22 protein-coding genes are annotated in these 19670 nt (G+C 36.7%); 5 read left to right on the forward strand and 17 right to left on the reverse strand.

Annotated features, from left to right (window positions below):
• Window positions 1–2: 2 nt before the first annotated feature.
• From B2107_RS13260 to B2107_RS13310, 11 genes are all read right to left on the reverse strand, one after another.
• Window positions 3–905 (reverse strand): glycosyltransferase family 2 protein, encoded by a 903-nt coding sequence (locus B2107_RS13260; protein WP_293956140.1) that lies wholly within the window; start codon window positions 903–905, stop codon window positions 3–5.
• A complete protein-coding gene (locus B2107_RS13265; protein WP_293956141.1) occupies window positions 898–2085 on the reverse strand; it encodes a glycosyltransferase family 4 protein in 1188 nt (395 codons plus the stop codon). The genes B2107_RS13260 and B2107_RS13265 overlap by 8 nt, the downstream gene beginning before the upstream one ends.
• Window positions 2082–3164, reverse strand: a complete 1083-nt coding sequence (locus B2107_RS13270) for a right-handed parallel beta-helix repeat-containing protein (RefSeq protein ID WP_293956142.1) — start codon at window positions 3162–3164, stop codon at window positions 2082–2084. The genes B2107_RS13265 and B2107_RS13270 overlap by 4 nt, the downstream gene beginning before the upstream one ends.
• Entirely contained in the window at window positions 3164–4525 is a 1362-nt protein-coding gene (locus B2107_RS13275; protein WP_293956143.1) for a hypothetical protein, read from the reverse strand. The genes B2107_RS13270 and B2107_RS13275 overlap by 1 nt, the downstream gene beginning before the upstream one ends.
• The gene (locus B2107_RS13280) at window positions 4522–5955 is read right to left on the reverse strand and encodes a lipopolysaccharide biosynthesis protein (protein ID WP_293956144.1); all 1434 of its coding nucleotides are present in this window, start codon (window positions 5953–5955) and stop codon (window positions 4522–4524) included. Before B2107_RS13280 ends, B2107_RS13275 begins: the two co-directional genes overlap by 4 nt.
• A gap of 6 nt (window positions 5956–5961) precedes the next feature.
• The gene (locus B2107_RS13285; RefSeq protein WP_293956145.1) at window positions 5962–6414 is read right to left on the reverse strand and encodes a serine O-acetyltransferase; all 453 of its coding nucleotides are present in this window, start codon (window positions 6412–6414) and stop codon (window positions 5962–5964) included.
• A gap of 36 nt (window positions 6415–6450) precedes the next feature.
• Window positions 6451–7737: a nucleotide sugar dehydrogenase gene (locus tag B2107_RS13290; RefSeq protein ID WP_293956229.1), complete on the reverse strand. Its 1287-nt coding sequence runs from the start codon at window positions 7735–7737 to the stop codon at window positions 6451–6453.
• A gap of 35 nt (window positions 7738–7772) precedes the next feature.
• Entirely contained in the window at window positions 7773–8741 is a 969-nt protein-coding gene (locus B2107_RS13295; protein ID WP_293956146.1) for an SDR family oxidoreductase, read from the reverse strand.
• 12 nt (window positions 8742–8753) lie between these two features.
• Complete coding sequence (locus B2107_RS13300; protein ID WP_293956147.1) at window positions 8754–9272, reverse strand: ArsR family transcriptional regulator; 519 nt, start codon at window positions 9270–9272, stop codon at window positions 8754–8756.
• A gap of 83 nt (window positions 9273–9355) precedes the next feature.
• Complete coding sequence (locus B2107_RS13305) at window positions 9356–10738, reverse strand: nucleotide sugar dehydrogenase (protein ID WP_293956148.1); 1383 nt, start codon at window positions 10736–10738, stop codon at window positions 9356–9358.
• A gap of 219 nt (window positions 10739–10957) precedes the next feature.
• Entirely contained in the window at window positions 10958–11449 is a 492-nt protein-coding gene (locus B2107_RS13310) for a hypothetical protein (protein ID WP_293956149.1), read from the reverse strand.
• 179 nt (window positions 11450–11628) lie between these two features.
• Between B2107_RS13310 and B2107_RS13315 the strand changes: the two genes are divergently transcribed.
• Window positions 11629–13542 (forward strand): 7TM diverse intracellular signaling domain-containing protein, encoded by a 1914-nt coding sequence (locus B2107_RS13315; RefSeq protein ID WP_293956150.1) that lies wholly within the window; start codon window positions 11629–11631, stop codon window positions 13540–13542.
• Complete coding sequence (locus B2107_RS13320; RefSeq protein ID WP_293956151.1) at window positions 13539–14150, forward strand: response regulator; 612 nt, start codon at window positions 13539–13541, stop codon at window positions 14148–14150. Before B2107_RS13315 ends, B2107_RS13320 begins: the two co-directional genes overlap by 4 nt.
• A 62-nt stretch (window positions 14151–14212) precedes the next feature.
• Here the strand turns inward: B2107_RS13320 and B2107_RS13325 are convergent, their stop codons facing one another.
• Window positions 14213–14704: a hypothetical protein gene (locus B2107_RS13325; protein WP_293956152.1), complete on the reverse strand. Its 492-nt coding sequence runs from the start codon at window positions 14702–14704 to the stop codon at window positions 14213–14215.
• A 272-nt stretch (window positions 14705–14976) separates the two neighbouring features.
• Here B2107_RS13325 and B2107_RS13330 point away from each other — a divergent pair, with 272 nt between their 5' ends.
• Genes B2107_RS13330 through B2107_RS13340 form a run of 3 tightly spaced genes read left to right on the forward strand, consistent with a single transcriptional unit; the run spans window position 14977 to window position 15611 of the window.
• Window positions 14977–15198 (forward strand): type II toxin-antitoxin system RelE/ParE family toxin, encoded by a 222-nt coding sequence (locus tag B2107_RS13330; RefSeq protein WP_293956153.1) that lies wholly within the window; start codon window positions 14977–14979, stop codon window positions 15196–15198.
• Window positions 15143–15331 (forward strand): type II toxin-antitoxin system RelE/ParE family toxin, encoded by a 189-nt coding sequence (locus B2107_RS13335; RefSeq protein WP_293956154.1) that lies wholly within the window; start codon window positions 15143–15145, stop codon window positions 15329–15331. Before B2107_RS13330 ends, B2107_RS13335 begins: the two co-directional genes overlap by 56 nt.
• Entirely contained in the window at window positions 15321–15611 is a 291-nt protein-coding gene (locus B2107_RS13340; RefSeq protein WP_293887090.1) for a helix-turn-helix domain-containing protein, read from the forward strand. Before B2107_RS13335 ends, B2107_RS13340 begins: the two co-directional genes overlap by 11 nt.
• 178 nt (window positions 15612–15789) lie before the next feature.
• Here B2107_RS13340 and B2107_RS13345 read toward each other — a convergent pair whose 3' ends face one another.
• The 5 genes from B2107_RS13345 to B2107_RS13365 form a co-directional block, all read right to left on the reverse strand.
• Window positions 15790–16788 carry a mannose-1-phosphate guanylyltransferase gene (locus B2107_RS13345; RefSeq protein ID WP_293956155.1) on the reverse strand — a complete coding sequence of 333 codons (999 nt, stop codon included), beginning with the start codon at window positions 16786–16788 and terminating at the stop codon, window positions 15790–15792.
• A 5-nt stretch (window positions 16789–16793) separates the two neighbouring features.
• Entirely contained in the window at window positions 16794–17216 is a 423-nt protein-coding gene (locus B2107_RS13350; protein ID WP_293956156.1) for an adenylyltransferase/cytidyltransferase family protein, read from the reverse strand.
• A gap of 36 nt (window positions 17217–17252) precedes the next feature.
• Window positions 17253–17717 carry an adenylyltransferase/cytidyltransferase family protein gene (locus tag B2107_RS13355; RefSeq protein ID WP_208734231.1) on the reverse strand — a complete coding sequence of 155 codons (465 nt, stop codon included), beginning with the start codon at window positions 17715–17717 and terminating at the stop codon, window positions 17253–17255.
• A gap of 108 nt (window positions 17718–17825) precedes the next feature.
• Window positions 17826–18347: a 3'-5' exonuclease gene (locus B2107_RS13360; protein WP_293956157.1), complete on the reverse strand. Its 522-nt coding sequence runs from the start codon at window positions 18345–18347 to the stop codon at window positions 17826–17828.
• Between the two features lie 68 nt (window positions 18348–18415).
• The gene (locus B2107_RS13365; protein WP_293956158.1) at window positions 18416–19504 is read right to left on the reverse strand and encodes a UDP-GlcNAc--UDP-phosphate GlcNAc-1-phosphate transferase; all 1089 of its coding nucleotides are present in this window, start codon (window positions 19502–19504) and stop codon (window positions 18416–18418) included.
• Window positions 19505–19670: the final 166 nt, after the last annotated feature.

The raw sequence follows: 19670 nt of genomic DNA on the forward strand, positions 1-19670 counted from the left end.
CATTATTTATTACCTACTAAACCCTTCCTTTTTGTTCTCATAAGGTATAAAAAAAGTATTATACCAAATGGAAGACTAATTGTTATCAAAAATGGATTCAAATCCTTGCAATACGGATTCCTTTTTAAAAAAATACATAAACTAACATAATGCATACAATTTTTAAACCTTTCAATAAAAAATTTTGACAATCTGATAACCTCTTTTCGATAAAAAAGAAAAGAATGTGCTGATTTCTTATATTGCAAAAATTTATTTTGTGATAACCCGTCAGGCAAATATTCTGCAATACATAAAACTTTATTATATAACATTAAGTAATATTTCTGATCAATTAGCCGATATAGGTAACTGGGAGCAGGAAATTTTTCACCGTTTATATTTGGATAAGGGGGAAATTCTTTGATAACGGCAGTTCTATAGACAAATTTTTTATCCCCTTTTATATGATATTTGTATTCAAAATCAGAAAATCTCGATTTATTTAAATCTTTAGGAAAACTCGTTCCAATAATTTCGCCATTGCTATACGAATCCAGTCCGACAATTCCCGCAATTTCATTTTTATCATAAATATTATCCCAAGCATTTTTAATAAAATCAATTGCATCATTAGTTAGATAATCATCGGAATCTACACATGTACACAGCTCTGTATTAATTATAGAATGGGCGAAATTTAGAGACTCCATTTTACCTTTATTTTCATGATAATGATACTCAATGTCTAATAGCCCTTCTAAAATCCACTTTTGTACCAATTTTCGCGTTTCATCCGTTGAGCCGTCGTCTACAATTAACCATATAAAAGATTTATTAGTTTGATTAATCAGGCTTTCATAAAGCCGCCCAAGGCAATATCCCCTATTATATGTAGGAGTATAGACTGTAATAAACTTATGCATGCTTTACAACTTTCAAAATATTTCTAAAATCATTTAATTGGCTCTCTTCTGTAAATCCATATTTTACCAATTCATAGCAATTTTTGGATATAAAACTATACTTATCTTTATTATAGTATAAATCTAAAACAGCATTTACATACTCATCAATGTTATTATGGTTAACTAAATAGCCTGTAAAATCATTTAGAACGTAGTCCAACATTCCACCAACTGGGTTTCCAATAACAGGTTTTCCAAATGCCATAGCTTCCATCACAACACGCGGTAAGCCTTCAGTATCTGAAGGATGTAATAGAATATCCATTTCATTAAAATATTTCAATACATCATTTTGATTGAGAATAATTTCCACCTCATTTTCTAAATCGTTATTTTGAATGAAATCTAATACAGATAAATAGAATTTCTGAGACTCTTCTCCCTTATAAACTATTCCAACCATTTTTAGCTTAAAATGAATTTTTCTAGACTTTAACGTTTTTGCTATCTGTAACATTAATAATTGCCCTTTAGATTCCAAAAATCCTCCACAATGCAATAGTACAAGCTCACCGCTATCGATATAAGAATGAGTTTTTTCACCATACATATTCATATGTTTTAATCGAATTTCATCGATCACATTTAAGTTTATAGCATTATGGCATACAAATATGTCTTTTAATTTAGCAAAGCCTCCTGCAAATATAGCGTGACGCGTAGCTTGTGAAACTGCGGCGAACAAATCGACTTTTTTTCGGTATAGAATTTTCCGAAAATAAGATACAGATTGAGGAAGGAACCATCCTCTCGCAAAGAAAAGAATCTTATAATGTTTCGATTTATTTAAAAGCGATAAGGTTTTAGAATTATTGACCACAATTAAATCAGCTTGAAATTCTCTAATATAGTTAGCGATCACTTTTTTTTCATTCCTCGATATAAAGAAATACTTTAGATAGTTTGTAAATTTTTCAAACGGATTTCCACTTGAAAGTATTATAGGACTATTTCGCTTATTTACAATCCTATAGTCCAGTCTTAAATTATTCAGTTCCCCGATAAAAGGCTTACAAGACCCCCATAAATCAACTACTAGAACATCTTCGCCGTCATTTTTCAACCTATTAGCAAGTTCTAAAGTACTTTTCCTCGCTCCTCCAAAATTTTGAACTGCCTCTAAAAATAATATTTTCATTTTACAATAAAGCTTTTATTAATCTTTATATTATTCATCAACATTTCCTTAGGAAAATCCACAGATTGAAGTGTTTTATAGAAATCTCCTCTTAAATCTACTGAATGGCTTTGTCCAGAGAAATTTCTAAATTTAGCCTTTCTATTATTCGCGGAATAAAAATTGTTAATTGTTATTGTTCCCGAAATATTTTCCCGGTATCTACTAAAATTACCTTTCGTCAAAATAAAAGCTAAACCAATATCGGAACGTATGTCTTTCAGACCGTCGATATTAATAGAGAATCTATTTCTACTTCCAGAATATAATCCCGTTGAGATAACCACACCATATCCTTTATTATTTTCTGTATTTATATTTACTAGATTTATATTCTTTAATAGATAATTAGAACTATTTGGCTCTATGTCTATTCCAGCTTCGGGACTTTGTCCACCAGTATTTTTTATATAAACATCTTTAATTAAAACATTATTAGCTGAGGTGATTGAAATACCATTCCTTCTGGAGTCAGAGATAACTCCTCCCAAAATGGTAACATTTTCAACATTTTTACCATCCTTATTTCCCAAGTAAATCCCATCCCCCCAACAAGATTCTATATTAGGCTGTTGTATAAATATATTGGAACTTTTAATAATTGAAAGTCCCATTCCCCATTGTCCAGATGAAGAGAGGTGATAATGTTTATCACCTTGAATTTTTGGAAAATATACTTTCACATTACTTACATTATAAATTTCTAAGATGGAATATCTTTCTAAGTTATTACCAATTAAGACTAACTTACTATTGGGCTGAAATAGCACTTTTTGATTAGACCTAAGTTTTATACCATTTGAATTCACTAGGATAGGAAAATTTGGCATGCAAACAATTAAATTTTCATCTAATCCTTTTTGTAAATATTTTGTATAGTCTTTATCTCCACTTATAGAATAACCTTTAGGCAAGTAGGACGATAAATCAATAGCTTGGCTAAATTCATTCTTTTTAATGGTTTCAAAATCATCTAATCGGACCTGAGATTTTAAAATAAATGACCATACAGTAAAAAATAAAATTAAAATATACCTCATCACATTTTTAATTTTGAAATAGTTTTGAAGAATGGAAGGAAAAATAAAATGTTTATGAACATCGTAGCTGCTACAGATCCAATATTAATCATCATTAGGGTTGAGCAATTAAACGCCAATACAACATAAATTGCTTTTACTATAGAAGACACCTCATTGTTTGATTTTCGCTCAAAAAAAAACGCCAACTTTGTTAGAATAAAACAATATATATAAAAAAACCAAAAACTGAAATGAAATAACCCTGCAATAGATATTGGAACAATTTGGTCATAACTTTGACTCTTACCATATAGGGTATCATTGAAAATTATATTGGTTTTAAAAGCATTATCCGACAATGATGCTAAACCAGGTAGATTTTGATTAACATCAGAGATAAAGTAATAAAAATGATCAGTAAGAGTTACATTTTTTGAGTCATAAGCATCAATCCCAATAGCATAATTCGCAACTCCACTAAAATAAGCGTTCATTTGAAAGAATGATAGAAAATCGCTAGCGGAAGCCTCTCTATCTTTTCGGGTATATTTATTTATTGAAGATATGCCTATAACAAATATAGACATTATAACCGTCGTTACTAGCAACTTCCTTTTGTACTTAGGAAAATACAATATCAACAAATAAATAAGTGGTAATGTGGAATAGATTATACTAAATCTACTGGTACCGAGAATTAATGTGCTATTGAAAAATATAATGATTAAGCACATTATGAATTTGTTTCGATCTCGTTTAAAAATTTTGTTAATTACGCTAAATAAAAATAATATTATGAATATCCTAATTGTCGGAAACATAATACCCATAATGGCATCTGCTTTTTCGATCTCATTATTTAATTTAGCTTCTAAATACGTATTAAAACTGAAGATAAAATTCAATCTTTCAAAATATTCCCTCTTGATTACCATTAAAATTATCGAAAATATTAATACCGCTATTAAAGGTATATTTAAATTCACGAAATAGCTCTTCTTCTGTACCGGTGGAAATTTATTCACTGAATATAAAGCGATAGTTATTACAAGCAATTCAATTACTTGCATAAAAATAGCTATATTAACGTTGTACGAAGTCCCTCCAAATGGAATTTCATTTCCTGCAACAACTAGAATTGGAATCAAAACATATCTTAAAAACTGCTGTAAAAGTATTATCCAAAATACAAGATATCGAGATAAGGTCAATATTTTTTTTGCCAGGAATGCTAAATATATCGAAAAAGAAAAGGATAATATATATGTGTAATGATAAAAGCCATCAACAGCATTTGTCATTAAAATTATTGACAGCAAAAATATAATTATCGCAATTCCATAAAGCTTAGTAGTTAGAGATATAGATGAAACACTCATTTTATGTTGTTTGAAAGACTTTTAAAAGATACAATTTTTCTATAAAAAAGGGCTATTGCACCTAAATACATAATTCCAATGATTACGCTTCCTAAAAGCAAATGTAGAGTTGACGATAATTGCAATAAATACGAAAGCTTGTAACCAATTACCCCTGCTAATATTGATATTATTATTACTGGTAAAATATCAAAAAGCTGATTTTTAAAAGAGTAGGATGTTTCTTTGTTTACATAATACATATTAATGAAACATCCAAAAAAATTTCCTATTACAATGGAATATAGGAAAATAAGCAATTCATATTTGATAAATATTAGAATTAGTACAATTCCAATCAACCTTTTAAAAAATTCTGATTTCAGTATTGCAGATCCATTTCCGGTAGCTTTTAAAATATTTTTGCTAACTCCGTCTATTATGAACGCGACCGAACTGAGAATTAATACGTCCAACATTTTAACCGAATTAGACCATTGGGGCCCTAATACAATATAGACAATCTCAGTAGAATAAAAGTATAGCACAATGAAACCTGGAAGAGAAATAATTAGAATAACTTTCATCAATTGAGATGCTTTACTGCCAAAATCTATATTGTTAACTTTACTCAACATGGGAAACACCACATTATCACCAAAGGCTCTAAATATATTAACGGGAAAATCAACTAATTTTTTCGCTTGATAATAAAAACCGGTCATCACGAGATTATGAACTTTGGCTATTATCGAAGAAATGCCTTCGTTATATAATACGGTAAGAAGGGAGGAAAGGAAGATTTTCCCTCCAAAAGCGTACATCGATAAAAACGACTCTTTATTAAATGATAACGATGGCTTATATCTTACAATAAAAAATATAAATAAAAAATAGAAAAAATTATAAAAAACTTGCTGCCAGACTAAAGCCCAAACCCCATAACCATTGATTGCTAACAAGACGGAAAAAAAAACAGCTACAATTAGTGCCGATATACTAATTACCGACTGTTTTCTAAAATCTAGTTTCCTAATTAGATTAACACGCTGCGTTAGAGTAAATGCTGATATAATAATATTTAAGCCTATAACCTTTGTGATAGGGCTTAAGATTTGTTTTCCATAAAAAGATGCTATTTTGGAAGAAAGGCCGAATAAAATACAATATATAACTATCGCACAAACAATATTGAATGTAAAGATTGTATTATAATCTTCTCTAGTTACAACATCCTTTTTTACTAATGCCCCGCCTAAGCCCGATTCAACAATCATTTGAGAAAATGATATAAAAATAGCTAACACTCCTATTATTCCAAAATCAGTCGGAGTAAGTAATCTTGCTAAAACTAACGTAGATATAAAATAAATCCCGCTATATCCAAACTTTTCTAATGCTACCCAAAATAAACTTTTAATAGTTTTAGATTTTGTAATTTTTCCTAACATCTATCTCTACAAATTAGTTTTTATTACTTTCCCTGGAACACCGACAACAACACTATTATCAGGAATATCAGTTAACACAACGGAATTTGCTCCGATTGATACGTTATTTCCAATTTTTATGCCACCCAAAATACAAGCTCCTGCGCCAATAAAAACATTTTCCCCTATGATTGGAGCTCCTCTATTATTTCTACCCGCTATTGAAACATTTTGATAAATTAATGTTCCACACCCAATAACAGCCTTAGGATGTATAACTACACCAAGACCATTGTGCTTAAGAACAACATCTTTACCCAATTTTAAATTAACTGGTAAATCACAAGAATATATAATTCGTATGAATTTCATTAAAAAAGAAGGTAAAACAGGAATTCTTCTATCATAAGAATATTCCATTAAACGAAAAAGCTTCATTAAAGAACTTTTTTCGCTTTTCATCATTTTTAAAATTCCCATAAAGCTAAAAATTGGGGATAAGAATATCCCCTAAATTTATAATCTATTATCCGCTTTTTCAGAAATTATGCCTTTTACATCATATACCACAGCATTACTTTTTTTCAACGAATCCAAATTTAAATCTAAGAATTCATTATGGGCAACCCCTAAAATTATACAATCATATTTTTCGCCCTCATTGAGCGTCGTATTACACACTAAATCATACTCATGTTTCACTTCAGATGGATTGGCCCACGGATCATAAGTAGCAACTTTTACTCCATAATCTTCTAATGCACGGATCACATCCACAATCTTAGTATTGCGAACATCAGGACAATTCTCTTTAAATGTTACACCTAGCATCAATACTTCGGCACCATTAACATTAATTCCTTTTTTGATCATTGTTTTAACAACCTGAGAAGCGACATATTCGCCCATCGAATCGTTCAAACGACGGCCTGCCAAAATAATCTCCGGGTGATAACCATGCTCCTGCGCTTTCTGCGCCAAATAATAAGGATCTACACCAATACAGTGTCCACCTACCAATCCTGGTTTAAAAGGCAAAAAGTTCCATTTTGTACCTGCTGCTTCCAATACGGCATGCGTATCAATATTTAAAATATTAAAGATTTTGGCTAATTCATTCACAAAAGCGATATTAATATCACGTTGTGAATTCTCAATCACCTTAGCGGCTTCAGCAACTTTAATACATGGTGCTAAATGTGTACCTGCGGTAATTACTTCTTTATAAACAGCATCCACTTCAGCCCCGATCACAGCTGTTGAACCAGATGTCACTTTTAATATTTTCTCAACGGTATGTTGCTTATCGCCTGGATTGATACGCTCTGGGGAATAACCTGCAAAGAAATCTTCATTGAATTTTAAACCGGAAACTTTCTCTAAAACTGGAATACACTCTTCTTCTGTAACACCGGGGTAAACGGTGGATTCGTATACGACAATATCACCTTTCTTCAATACTTTACCGACTGTTTCAGAAGCTTTGTATAGCGGTGTCAAGTCCGGGCGGTTATTTTTATCAACCGGGGTAGGTACAGTTACCACATAGAAATTTGCATCTGCAATATCCGATAATTGATTGGAACAGTACAAACCTATCGTATTCGTAGAAAAAGGATTATCACTCACCAATGCAGCCTGAAGTATTTCATCCTCCACTTCTAAAGTTGAATCTTTACCCGAGCGCAATTCATCAATACGCTTTTGATTGATATCGAAACCGATTACAGGAAATTTTGTACCAAATAATCTGGCTAAAGGAAGGCCAACATAGCCTAAACCAATTACAGCTATTTTTTTCATTTTTATTTTTCTGTCTATTTTAAATTGATTAATTATTATTTTAAGTTCTCCCAATACCACTTCACAGCCTCTTTCAATCCTTCACGAATCACATGAGTAGGCTCGTAGCCTAATAATTGACGGGCTTTGCCAATCGACGCCAACGAATGTGGTATATCACCCTGTCTATTCGGCCCATGCACAATTTCAACCTTTGCAATTTCAGCGTCGTACGCGGTCAAAAATTCTTTTAGATAGCCAACCAATTGATTTAAGGTGGTACGATCGCCAACAGCCGTGTTATACACCGTATTAATGGCGTCTGGATTGGTTGTTGTCATTGCACGTTCATTCATCTGGATCACATTATCGACATAGGTAAAGTCGCGCGAATAATCTCCTGCACCGTTAATCACAGGACTCTCATGGTTCATAAATTTCTTTACAAATAATGGAATCACTGCAGCGTAGGCACCATTTGGGTCCTGACGTCGGCCAAATACATTAAAGTAGCGCAAACCAATCGTCTCCAAACCATAGGTTTTCGAAAAAATATCTGCATACAATTCATTCACGTATTTGGTAATGGCATAGGGAGATAGTGGCTTTCCAATCACATCTTCCACTTTTGGAAGACTTGCAGAATCACCATACGTAGACGAAGAAGCGGCATAGATAAAACGCTTTACACCAGCATCGCGTGCTGCAACCAACATATTTAAAAAACCTGTTACATTGACCTCATTGGAAGTTTGAGGATCTTTAATCGAACGTGGAACCGATCCCAAAGCGGCCTGGTGCAATACATAGTCTACCCCTTCAACAGCTTTTTGGCAATCTTCATTATTCCGAATATCGCCTTCAATTATGGTAAAATTTGGATGGTCTGCGTGCTGCGCAATATTGTGACGGTGACCTGTCGCAAAATTGTCCAACACCACCACTTGATGGTTTTTACCTAAAAAATGTTCTACGAGATTTGAACCTATAAAACCGGCCCCACCGGTGATTAATATTTTACTCATCTTTTGAAGTAATTATATGGTAGAATGATTTGTATATAAAATAATATAACGTTGTTCTTCAATAGTCTTCTGAAAAGAAAGATTGACCTGCTTTCCCAATTTTTTTCCAACCTTGTCCGCTAACAGCAATAAATATGCCTGATTTAGATTTTCCCCCAAAATTAACACATCTATTCTTCCCGAATCTATGCCCTCCGCATAGTCGCCAACCAAACTAACTTCCTGTATATCGCCCGCTTTCTGCAGTATATTATCTACAATATCATCAATCCCCAAATAGGTATGAATTAATTTTTGAAGGGGAGCAAATAACGAATGTTTTGTGTTGGCACGGTATAGTATTTTATTTTTAGCTGTACTTTTTTCTAAATAGCCCGCTTCGGACAGTTGGTTCAGTTCTTTTCGTATGGCATTGGTCGATTCTTGAAATTCGTCAGCCAGCCCCCGCAAATGGGATTGATTGCTAGCCGAGACAAAAAACTTAATCAGTAATTTCAATCGCGTCTTTGATGTAATTAACGTGTCTAGCATGGTATAGTTCAGATTGAGTAACAAAAGTACTCAATCTGCTTTTATTTATCAAATTAAATTAGTGTTAAACAATCATCAATTTACTAACTACCAATCGCATAATAGTCAAAACCTAAGTTTTTTAACTGCTCACTGTTCAATAACTTCCGTCCATCAAACACAAATGACGGTTTCTTCATTAGTTGCTTGATCTCCTTCCAGTCATAACTTCTAAATTCGTCCCACTCCGTCAATACAGCCACCGCATGTGCATCCTGCAACGCCTCATACGGGTCGTTGACAACAGTTACCAAGCGACGATTATCCTCCGAAGATCTCGTTTTTAGATAATCCAGGTCTTTATAAATCTGCTCTGCAGTTACTTTCGGATCATACACCACAAGCTGCGCTTCCTCATCCAGCAAGTGATCGGCTACGTATATTGCAGCAGACTCGCGGGTATCGTTGGTGTCTTTTTTAAAAGCCCAGCCCAAAAAGGCAATCTTCTTTCCATTGACCGTATTGTACATCGTCTGAATAATCTTTTCAGCGAAGCGCAATTTCTGATGATCATTTAAAATAATCACCTGTTCCCAGTAATCGGCAACAGCGGTCAAATTATAGCTCCGCGCAATATAGACCAGATTGAGAATATCCTTTTGAAAACAGGATCCCCCAAAACCCACCGATGCTTTTAAGAACTTAGGGCCAATACGACTATCGTGTCCAATGGCGCGCGATACTTCATCCACATTGGCACCTGTCACTTCACACAGCTCGGATATGGCATTTATCGAAGAAACCCGTTGCGCTAAAAATGCATTGGCCACCAATTTGGACAATTCAGAAGACCATAAATTTGTGGTGAGTATCCGCTCTTGCGGCACCCACGATTGATAAATCTGCACGAGCGCCTGAATAGCTTCCTCATTCTCCCCCCCGATCAATACGCGATCAGGCTGGTGTAGGTCTGCCACGGCGGTTCCCTCGGCCAAAAATTCCGGATTGGATAGAATATCAAAATTCACCCCATTGCCCGTATCATTCAGAATACTCTTTAACGCCGCAGCGGTACGGACAGGAAGGGTCGATTTTTCCACAACAATCTTATCTCCTTTGGCCACTTGGGCTATCTGCCGCGCACACAATTCGATATATTTTAAATCTGCTGCCTGCCCTTTCCCTTTACCATAGTTTTTCGTAGGCGTATTGACGGATATAAAAATCATATCGGCTTCGTCGATCGCCTTTTCAACATCGGTCGAAAAAAACAGATTCCTTCCACGCGCTTCTGCCACCACCGCATCAAGCCCGGGCTCATATATCGGCAGCCCGCTCAAATCTGCAGCATTCCATGCTTCAATGCGGTCCTTATTCAGATCGACAACTGTAACCTGAATACTTGGATTTTTCTGTGCAATCACAGACATCGTTGGTCCGCCGACGTATCCTGCTCCAATGCAAGCTATTTTCTTTATTTCTTTCATATAATCAACTCAAATTATTGCTTTTCGATTTTCCTTTTAACTTCCCTTGCTTTCAATCGTTAAAGATAGGAATATGCGCGGAATTAGCTGTTAAAAAGAAATTTGAATAATTGAGCAAAGTGCGTCTCCACGTGGAACATGACCAAAAATGAAGAAACCCCGGCAAGCAGGGTCCCTTCGGGTTAAATAGGTATGTAATATGGAATAAAAACACGTAAATTATTTATTTATATAATCTTCCGTTTTCTCGGAATGAATATGATACACCCCCATCATGGGAAGAACCGTACTAAAGGCTTTCTTTTCGCCATTTTGATAGCTTACCACCGCATTCACCCGAACCTTGTACTTGGTCAAATCCACGCGCTCCGCTTTATCAGAAGCAATACGAAAACGGACAGATACTTCGGACGAGGTTTGCTGGTTTGCTTTAAAAGGTAACACGAGCACCTGCTGCAGCCTCACTTCAACCTTTTGATCGGTAGAACGGACATCCTTTACCACAATATTAAGCAGGTCATCGTGAAAACGCTCGGCTCGAAACACCAACGCGCCATGGGTCGAACTGAGCCTCCCGCTATACTGTCCCGGATGTTCCTGAAAACGGTAATAAACACTTAACGAGACATCATCTGGCTTCTTTCCTGAAGCAAAAAACTTAAATAGGGCAAACATAGTCGCAGCTAACAGAGCTATATATAAGTAAATCATAATCGAATAAATACTGTATCGGAATCAACATATGGTCTGCATTCTTTCTAAATATCAAATGCGTAAAGCAAAAATAAACACTAAATACCCTCCAAAATAGAGACCCTAGGGTCTTATTTACAATTAGGAAAATAAAACCTTATTATTTATTGAAAAATAATGCAATTTTGTTTTGCTATATGAGACCAAACATTATAATCATCCTATTACTGCTGCTGAGCATAATCGCCACTCACTATGGGATGGAAGCAATCGTTTCACATAATAGGGCTATCCTAAGCACCTATATGGCCAGTGAATCTCCTATAGTCATCGCCCAGGAAAAAGAAAACCAAACGGATCCCATCTATTATTACACCAATAAACAACTGTTCAAACCGCTCGCACAATTCAAACCGGCAAAAAGCCAGGATAAAAATAGCTATTGGTTAAAAAAGGTAATTTCCCTGGATGAAAATGCCTTAACGGGCGATTATGTGCTGTCGTTTGATAACCTAACGTTCGTCGACATGGCGCTCATCGGTATGGAAGGACAAATCATCGAGCGAAGGAGCGCCGGCTTATTTCGTAAAAAAGCAACGCTATCCCCTAAAGGAGGGCGTGACCATTTTAATATTCATTTAGACAGCAAGAAAGTTTATACCATTTTACTGCGGGTCAAGCACATTAAAGGGTATACACCGTTTTATGACTTCCGCTTACAAACACAGAAGGACTACCTGAAGAAAGTGCAAGGCATCAATCTTACCCATGCTTTTATGGAGGGAGCCATTATTGTATTGTTGCTCTACATGGCTTTTGCATGGCTCGTTTCGCGCTATAGGCCTTATATCTGGATTTTTTGCTTTTTACTATTTATCGGATTTTATAGTTATGGGCTGCAAAATCAATTTGTAGACCTCTTCTTTCCCAATAATCCGCAGCTTGGGTGGAGCCTGGTCTCGGTATTTAGAAATCTGGCCGGGATTAGCTTCTCACTGTTGACAATTGCCTTCCTAAATCTGAAGAAAATAAGCCGCCAGTATTATAAGCTGATGCTTGGGCTCATTCTGCTGGTCGTAATGACGTCTATATTCAACTTTATGAATAACTATTGTTTCGCCAATTTTAAACAGAGCAATTCTGTGAACCTGTTTGTGGGGGTGCTATATGTGCTCTTCTTTTCGAACTTATTTATATCGCTCTGGAAAAAGATAGACAGGATGCAACGCTTCCTGATCTACTCGGGCATTTTTCTCGTCATCGGCATCAGCATACTGATTTATTGTGGATTGATCTTGAAGGAACAGTCCATCCAATATGTGTCTATCATGACGCAGTTTTTTGTTTTATGCATCACCATGATCCTCTTGATCGGCATTCGGCTGAAAATACGCAAGTCTGAACTGGAACATCACCAAACCACCGAAACCATCGTACTGGAGCGGACAGCAGAGCTCAAAAAAGCCAATGATGCCCTCTACGAGCAGCAGATTCAATTGCTTCAGAAAAACCATTATATCGAAACCCTTATTGATGAGGTCAACCATCGGGTTAAAAACAACCTCCAGCTGCTGTATAGTTTAGGGAGCCTGTACCGCTCCGATCATGGTAACCAAAATATGCAGCCCATACAGTCCATGCAGGACCGAATACATGCCATGATGCTGGTAAACCAATTACTGGTCTATAATCAGAATAGTCAGCTGAAACTGAACATTTTAGTAACGGAAACTGTTAACTACCTGAGACAAATGCATGATCCCGAAGAAACGATAGCGATCCAGGTCGATGTTAGCCAAGACTGGTTGGTCACCACCAAAACATCTATTCCCTTGGCGCTCATCATTACGGAGCTCTTGACAAATAGCTATAAGTATGCTTTTCCGAAGGGTACAGTCGATGCACCGTCGATTTACTTGAGTATACTCAAAAATGAATGGGGAACGACCATGCGGTTTGAGGATAATGGCGTCGGCGCGAAAGCTCCTGCACCTAGAGCTTCGTTCGGAATTGGCCTCGTAAGGGATCTAACACGCCAAATACGGGGGACGGTGGCCATCAACCCGCAAAATGGATTTAAATATTTATTTGAATTTAACAATATCATATGAGCCTAAAAGTATTAATTGTAGAAGACGAAATGATCATTGCCCGATTTATTGAATATCAATTGCATTCACTTTACACCGGCCTGGAGTTGCACATTGCACTTACTGTGGATGAAGTGGATCAGTATATGGAACAAAACACACCCGATTTGGTGCTCTGCGATATACAGCTCAACGACCGGCTGGATGGTATTGAATTAATGGAAAAATATACAGCAGCAAAGCATTTCAGTCTAATCTTTATCACTTCTTATCAATCTAAAGGTAGCATAGATCGCGCAGCTGTCCTCCGTCCAGAAAACTATATCATTAAGCCATTGGGAGAAAATCGCCTCTATGCAGGCACGCATATGGTGATCCAGCGCCTGCAGCAACAGAAGGATAAAAACCAGGCGGTGGAAAAGCTGAAGACGTTGACTCCCGCCGAGTTAAATATTCTTAAGCTCATTGCGCTCCGCCATACCACCAAATACATCGCCGAATCATTATTCCTCAGTCCATATACCATCAAAAATACAAGACACCGCATCTGCCGAAAACTGGATCTCAATGAAGAAAATAATGCCCTGTTATCTTGGGCGATCGAACATCAGCATCTGCTTAAATTTTGAGACAAAAAAATAAGGGTTTGCAATGAAGCAAACCCTTTCCCATAAAATAAGAATTACGCAAATTATGTCGTCTGATCAAGTGGATCTTTGGATTGATAAAGCTCCCCGATCTTCAATACGGTACTGAATGTTTTTGGTTTACTTTTTCCAAAATTCAACACACCCGATACGCGGATTCCTTTTCCTTCCAAGGTGCTGAGTTCACCTTTCTTTTTGAGCAATTTAAAGCGGACGGATACGTCGGAGTTCCCTTCCTTCTTCTTATCAAAAGGCACCACCACAATCTGCTCCAGATTGACCACCAAAGCAGGATGGCTGGGTTTGACCTCCTTGATCACCAAATTTTTAAGTGCCTCGTCTTTCGATTGCGTACGAAAAACAAAGACGCCACTTTTTGTCCGGTAGTCGCCGCTATATTGCCCCGGTCTGTCCTGAAACAGGTAATTGACCTCCATCGAAACAACCTCGTTGAAGAGCTTCTGCTTTTGTTTTGCCTTTAAGATGAGATAAATGAAACTCAAAACAAGTACCGTGAGTGCTATAAAAGTTGCCATAATAAAATAGTTAATTAATAGGAACAGGCGAACTCAAAAATAAGGTAATCGTCTATAGCACACGAAAATGGGAAGGGGACAAATGGGGGACAATTGAAAATTATCCCGCAACAGGTCAAGAAAGGCCTATCGGAAGGACAGACCTTTTAGTGATTTCAGCTGTTATACTATACATTAAAGAGAGAGACGTTATACAAAGTGTTTGGGAGAAATTCGTAAGAAGAAACGCTTAAAAACTTGACAAAAAGTAACTTTTAAATTACCTTTGTATAATGAGAGTTAGAGAGGTAATCGCTTTTAAAAATTATTTTGAAGACTTCCTTTTGGATCAGCCACAAAAGGTACAGGACAAAATTTTTAAAATAATTGAAGCAATAGAAACGCTCGAACGGGTTCCGAGTAATTATTTAAAACATTTAACAGGAACTGACGGATTATATGAAGCTAGGATTCAGCTTGGATCCAATATATGGCGTGTGTTTTGCTTTTTTTGATGGTGATAAGCTCGTTGTCCTAATGAATGGTTTTCAAAAGAAAACTCAGAAAACTCCAAAGAATCAGATTGAAAAAGCATTAAGTATCATGACTGAGTATTACGAACAAAAAGGTAGAGAAAATGGAAACTAAGAACTGGAAAAATATTAAAGATGATGTTTACGGGAAAGTAGGCACCGAGAGAAGAGATGAACTAGATAGAGATTTTGAATCTTTTAAAATTGGTCTGCTGCTTAAAAAAGCACGTGAAGAAAGAAATATTACGCAGTCCGAGCTTGCTCAACTAATTGACAAAAAACGTGAGTATATTTCGAAAATTGAAAATAACGGCGGTAACATTACACTAAAAACATTATTTGACTTCGTTGAAAAGGGATTGGGAGGCAAAGTCAATATATCATTCGAGCTCTAATCTCTCAATATTATTGCAGAAAGATTCCATTGATGGGGTGTTAAAGTACTGGAGAACAAAGTGAGCACAGGGCGCTCACTTTGTTATAGAATAATGGTGCTACCTTTAAAACACCACTTGGTAAATCCGAATTAACTTATCAAACTTACTACAATTTAATTGAACATGATGACGTCCATTAATCAATCAACTTCGACTGATGACGTTCTAACGTATTGTAAATCTTTTTAACATCTTGGGATTTTTCCTTCTGCAATACCAAGATCGCATCTTTGGTATGAACAAGAATGCTATCGCGCAATCCCACAAATGCAGTATAGATATCCGTCCCGATAACCATGTTGCCGTTTTCATCTACAGAGTGACCTGTCTGCTTTAAGTAATCGTACATTGATTCAAAAGAGCCCAAATCTGACCATTGGAAGCTTGTAGCAACCACGCGAATTTTCTTGGAGCGCTCCATCACTGCATAGTCAATGGAAATTGATGGAATATCTTTCGAAAGCTGAAGATCGAGCTCACCATTTTGACGATGTTTCCAAGCGTTATAAGCTGTTGCATACACTTTAGGCTCAAAATTTTGAAGTTCTGCCAAAAAGGTATCTGCTCGAAAACAGAACATGCCCGAATTCCAAAGAAAATTGCCACGTTCAATAAAGTCCTCTGCCGTATCCTGGTTTGGCTTCTCACGGAAAGACAATACTTTGTCCTCCTTATATTCAATATAGCCATAGCCCGTTTCAGGTCGGGTTGGCTGAATACCAAAGGTAACGATATAGCCCTTATTGGCTTTTTCAACGCCCTCTTTTATGGCCGCAGCATACGCTTCATCACCCACAATGACATGATCAGACGGTGTAACCACCAAAATATCGTCTGGTTGCGCCGCAAAGGCAGCAAAGGCAATTGCAGCAGCGGTATTGCGCGGGGTTGCTTCAACAATATCGATGTAATCAATCTTATTGTTTTCCATCACCTCCCTACTCAAGGTATGATTGTCGCGATTTCCAACCACAATCACCTGTCCACACAACGTTTGATTGCGCTTTACAGTCATTTCAAACAATGATCCATCCTTAAATAGCGAAAGATATTGCTTCGGGTAACTTTTCCGTGAAAGTGGCCATAGACGGCTCCCTACACCACCGGTTAAAACAACGTGAATGATAGTGCTCATAATCTTTATTTTTTCTCGCTTTCTTTTTCAGCAACCACCCGGCGCAAGCCTGCACTGGAAAAACGGTGTGTGCGTTTATTGTAATAGATATCGATATTTTCCTCCACACAATAAGAGCGCCCAGTAAAATCTTTATCCCGATATTCCTCACCGATAATACGGATATCAATCGGAAAGGCTTTGATGATATCAATCAAATCCTGTTCGGTCTCATAGGGGATAATTTCATCCACATAACGGCAGCCTTCCAACTGCACATAACGTTCTACAATAGTCTGTGTTGGTTTTGCTTTCTCGGGAAAGACTTCTGATGGATCCGTATTTAAACCGACAATCAGGTAATCGCAATTTCTTTTTGCTTCTTCAAGCATCATAATATGGCCAGCGTGCAGTAAGTCAAACACGCCAAAGGTAATTCCAATTTTCATCTTACAATCTGTTCTTAAAAGGTTGATGCGCGTGCATTAGATAGTTTTTAGCGCAGGTTCATGTTCTGTGCTGGCATCTGCCACAATCCGTCGCAAGCCAGAGCTGGAAAAACGGTGATCTCGGCTATTAAAATAAAGCTCAATACCTTTTTCCTCACAGTATGCTCTTCCCGTAAAGTTCTTCTCGCGGTATTCATCACCGACTATCCGTACATCAATATTAAAGGAACGTAAGATATCTTCGAGATCCTGTTCGGTAGCATAGGGAACAATCTGATCCACATATTTACATCCTTTAAGCTGTACATAACGCTCCACAACGGTCTGAACAGGCTTATTTTTTTCTGGACGGTCAAGTGTCGGATCTGTCTGCAATCCACAAATCAAATAGTCACATTGTCTTTTTGCATCTTCCAACATTTTGATATGCCCTGCATGCAGCAGATCGAATGCACTGAACGTAATACCTATACGCATCCCTTTTTCTGGAATATTCATCATAGTCACATTGATTTTAATGGAATAGAAAATTTATTGTATTCATCTATCAAAGATAAGATATATCTAATAACAAACGGAGGGAGATTTGGTTCAATAATTATCGTTTATTTACAGTACCATTCCGATCTCATGATGCCGAATATACAAGTGCGCACAAGCTCGCGCATCAGAAAGTGCCTCATGGTGGTTGAGTTCAATACCAAGCACCTCACAGCAGGCGTTTAAACGAGCGGGCTTAAATCCTTTACCTTGGTAAATTTTAAAGGTACATTCCCATTTTTCCTGCAAACCAAGTTGGTCGTAAGGTAAGTTGTAATAATTCATGGTTTTGCGAAGCACCCCGCGATCAAAAAGCTCATTATGCGCGACCATAATGCGATTATTAATAAACGGATAAATCTGAGGAAATATATCTTTAAAGGTAGGTGCTTGTGCGGTGTCCTTAGGTCGGATACCATGCACACGCGTAGTCTGCCACATGTATTGATTTTGAGGAGGCTGTATTAAAGAATAAAATTCATCCACAATAATTCCCTGCTCAACAACGACCAGCCCAACGGCACAAGCCGAGTTCTGATTCGCTGTGGCTGTTTCAAAATCTATTGCGGTAAAACTTAATCCTGATTGCATAGTCCCCTCTTCTAAAGTTGAGGTAAAATTACTACTTTTTTAATTCTACCCAAACTCCGCGTGCTAAATCACACGCCACGTTGCATTAAGGTACCTGCAACCTCTTTTTGCGGCATTTCAATAACTTTTGCTTCTGGTGCCAACTTAACCTGGGGCGCAAGAGCTTTCTTCCTTCTTCTATGCGCTTTAAGCTGTTTTAATCGGCGGTGACGAATAGCATAGCGCTCCTCCCCTTTGATATAATAGTTATTAAAAATATGTTGCTTCCAGGTAAGATAAAAGGCACTGAGCCCACCAAGTATCGTAATAGCGAATGCCCACTGAATGGACGCACCAAACTGTACAATATAGATCACAGCAGCACCAAGAGCCAATTGGACTAAGCCGTATCCAACAGAAACTTTTAAGCTACTATGTCCTACTTCATTACTTAGCATGTGTAACAAAAACGTACGGTGTGGCTCAAAAATATGGTAACCTTGATAAACGCGGCGCGCTACAGACCAACCTATTTCTATACCATAAACAGCTAGAAAAAGGATATAGGTAAAATCTCCGGTTTTCATAATCAATTTGCCCAATGCAAATAATAACATAAAAGATAATACAGCCGGGCCGACATCACCTGCAAAGCACGCTGCCTTTTTGCGGAAATTGAAGAATCCAAAAACAACAACTCCCAATAACGTATAGATAAGGAAGTCCTGCTCGATAAAATTGATCTTGGTATTTACATAGGCTAAAAGACTGCCCATCACCAAGGTGCAAAAAGCAGTCATACCGTTTATGCCGTCCATAAAATTGTAGGCATTGATTACACCTATCGTAAAGACAAAAGCCAATACCAAATAATACCAAGGATAGTTAAAGACACCAAACTCATAGACCATTAACAAAACAGATGTAAAATGTACTGCTAGACGCCAATTTGGATGTACACCCCTGATATCGTCTAGGAAAGAGATATAGGTTAATAGCGTTAAGCCTAAAAAAAACCAAGGATATTGGTAACCGGAAGAAATAAAATATATAATCGAGGCGGCATAAAAAATAATACCTCCGCCGCGTATGGTGATCTTCGTGTGCGAAGAACGTTCGTTGGGTTTATCAATAATATTAAACTTATTAGCAATCCTCAGATATACTAACTCTAGCAAAAAAAGGATTATCAGCGTAAAAATATAAGTCATAAAATATAATTAGTGAGTCACATAAAGCTGTGCAAATATAATAATTTTAATTTTTATTTAAAGACGGATAAACATCTTAATTCGCTACAAAAAAAATATAATTTTTACATAGCGAATACAGTGCCATAACATT

Source organism: Sphingobacterium sp. UBA7855, from assembly GCA_002500745.1.
Classification (GTDB): domain Bacteria; phylum Bacteroidota; class Bacteroidia; order Sphingobacteriales; family Sphingobacteriaceae; genus Sphingobacterium.